Origin of the sequence: Desulfosarcina cetonica JCM 12296 (genome assembly GCF_001311845.1) — a bacterium.
Lineage (GTDB): Bacteria > Desulfobacterota > Desulfobacteria > Desulfobacterales > Desulfosarcinaceae > Desulfosarcina > Desulfosarcina cetonica.
Genome location: NZ_BBCC01000363.1, coordinates 1 through 2952, shown reverse-complemented (window position 1 = coordinate 2952; position 2952 = coordinate 1). Strand labels below are relative to the sequence as shown.

General features: G+C 59.9%; 2 protein-coding genes. Both read right to left on the bottom strand.

Annotated features, from left to right (window positions below; all coding sequences use genetic code 11):
• On the bottom strand, window positions 1-367 hold a 367-nt coding region (locus tag JCM12296_RS46675; protein ID WP_246805284.1), incomplete at its 3' end, for a hydrogenase iron-sulfur subunit.
• A gap of 78 nt (window positions 368-445) precedes the next feature.
• Window positions 446-2952 (bottom strand): FAD-dependent oxidoreductase (locus tag JCM12296_RS33770; RefSeq protein ID WP_157068160.1); only part of this gene is annotated, 2507 nt, incomplete at its 5' end.

Here is a 2952-nt window from a genome sequence, read left to right as displayed (position 1 = left end):
TCACCCGGGTCACGACATCGATAAACTTGGTGGCTTCAGCCGAAGACACCCATGACATGTGTAGGCGATCGCGTTCGATCCCCATGTAATCCAGTAAATTGGTGAACAGGGCAAATTTCCGACGGGCGTAGTAATTACCTTCCAGGTAATGGCAGTCCCCCGGATGTCACCCGGACACCCAGACGCCGTCGGCCCCATTGCGAAAGGCCGCCAGGGCAAATTTCGGACTCATCCGGCCCGTACAGGGGATGCGGATGATGCGCACGTTGGCCGGATACTGCATCCGGCTGACACCGGCCAGATCGGCGGCTCCATAACTGCACCAGTTGCACAGAAAGGCCACGATTTTCGGTTCCCATTCAGTCATGGTTCTTCTCCTTGTGTTCGGATCCGCCCGGCGGGTCGCTTTTTTCCCCACCGGGCGGCATCGAATTAGATAGCATCGTTAGATCGCATCGAGCATGGCGAAAATCTGGTTGTTGTCGAAGCCCCTGAGATGGATCGCGCCGGACCGGCAGGATGCCACGCACAGGCCGCAGCCCTTACACAGTGCGGCGTTGATGGTGGCCCGGCCGGCAAACATGCGTGCGTCGGCGGCGATGAAGCTGGGCGCCGAATAGGGACAGATGGAAACACAAACCCCGCAGCTGGAGCACATTTGCGGATCCACCGAGGCCACTTCTCCGCTGGTGAAGATGTTCTCCTGGGCCAGCAAGGTCACCGCCCGGGAGGCGGCCGCCTTGCCCTGGGAGATGGCTTCGTCGATGGATTTGGGATAATGGGCCAGCCCGCAGAGAAAGACCCCATCGGTGGCGAATTCGCAAGGACCGAGCTTGGCGTGTTTTTCGACAAAAAATCCGTCGTCGTTGAGCGGAATCTTGAAAAACTGGGCCAGCTGTTCGTCGGCATAGGGAACAATCGCCGATGCCAGGGTGACCAGGTCCGTGGTGATTTCCAGGGGGAAGCCCAGCACATGGTCGGTGACGCGCACCGCCAGACGATCCCCGTCGCGCACCACCTGGGGCTTGTTGTCCAGGTCGTAGCGGATGAAGATCACACCGGCGGCACGGGCTTTTTTGTACAAGGTTTCCCGTTCGCCGTAGGTCCGGATATCCCGATAGAGAATATAGACATTGGCCTCCGGGCTTTTTTCCTTGATGGCCAGAGCGCTTTCGATGGAATGGGTGCAGCAGACGCGGCTGCAATAGGGGCGTTGGGGCTCACGGGAGCCGACACACTGGATGAACACCGCCGCGCCGAGATTGCCGAGCATGGCGTCGCCGGACAGCATTTTACGATCCAACTCCAGACTGGTCACGATCCGTGGATCTTCACCGTACAGATATTCGGTGGGTTTGAGTTCCTCGGCACCGGTGGCCACCACGGCAACACCATGCTCGATGGTGGCTTCGCCGCCACCGTTTTTAATAACGGTTTTGAAATTGCCGACAAAGCCATCCACATGGGTCAGCTGCGTGTTCATGTGCACCTGGAGCCGTTTTTCGGCCTTCACCTGGGAGATCAAGTCGGCAAGGCCGTTTTGGATGTTCTCTCCCTTCCAGGTCCGGTAAAGACTGTTGGCTTGGCCGCCGAGCTGGTCCGTCCGTTCCACCAGGTGGGTCTCGTAGCCCTGGCGGGCCAGACTCAGGGCCGCCGTCATGCCGGCGATGCCGCCGCCGATGACCATGGTGGTCTGGCCGACGGTCAGTTCGGTTTCGGTCAAGGGTTCCTTCAGGGCCACTTTGTTAACGGCCATGCGCACCAGATCCTTGGCCTTCTGGGTGGCAATATCGGGATTGTTCTTATGCACCCAGGAATCCTGGTTGCGGATGTTGACCATTTCAAACAAGTATTTGTTGAGTCCCGCATTGATCAGGGTTTCCTGGAACAGCGGCTCGTGGGTCTTGGGCGTACAGGCCGCCACGACCACCCGGTTGAGATTTTTCTCGCGGATGATGGCCGTCATGCTGTCCTGGGTGTCCTGGCTGCAGGTGTACATGTTGTCGGTCACGTACTCCACAAAGGGCAGGGTGGCGGCATAGTCGCGCACGGCCGGGACGTCCACCACACCGGCGATGTTGATGCCGCAGTTGCAGACGAAGACCCCCACGCGGGGACGGTCTCCGCGCACATTGATTTCGGGGATCACCTCGGCCGTGCGGGTTTGGGTATTGCGCGCTTCGCTGAGCAACTCGCCGGCAGCGGCGGCCGAGGCGCTGGCGTCCACGACGGCCGTGGGAATGTCCTTGGGCCCCTGGAAGGCGCCGCAAACGTAAATGCCGTTTCGGCTGGTGGAGACCGGGGAAAACGTCGGGGTCTCGCAGAAGTTGCCCGGTGTGAGTCCCACATCGAGCGATTCAGCCAGGGCAACCACTTCGGGAGCGGTCTCGAGGCCGACGGAAAGTACGACCAGGTCGAAGGTTTCCGTCTCAATTTCACCACTTTCGCTGACGTACCGGATGGCCAGGTCGTCACTGCCCGGCAGGCTGTCGATGGTATGGACCTTGGACCGCAGGAAACGGACGCCCTGGGATTTCGCATTTTCGTAGTAGCGCTCGAAATCCTTGCCATAGGTGCGCATATCCATGAAGAAAACGGCGCAGTCCAGTCCTTCGCCGGCGTGCTCCTTGGCGATCACCGCTTCCTTGATGGCGTACATGCAACACACGGACGAGCAGTATTCGTTTTTGCAGCGGTTCTGGTCGCGGGAGCCCACGCACTGAAACCAGGCGATTTTCTGGGGATCCTTGTGATCCGACGGCCGGGCGACATGCCCGCCGGTGGGACCGGAGGCCGAGAGCAGCCGTTCGAACTGCATGCTGGTGATGACGTTGGGATGCTTGCCGTAGCCATAAAAATCGATGCCGGACGGATCGTACGGCGTGAATCCGGGTGCCAGAATCACGGACCCCACGTTGAGTTCGAGCAGTTCGCGTTGCTCCTGATGGGTCC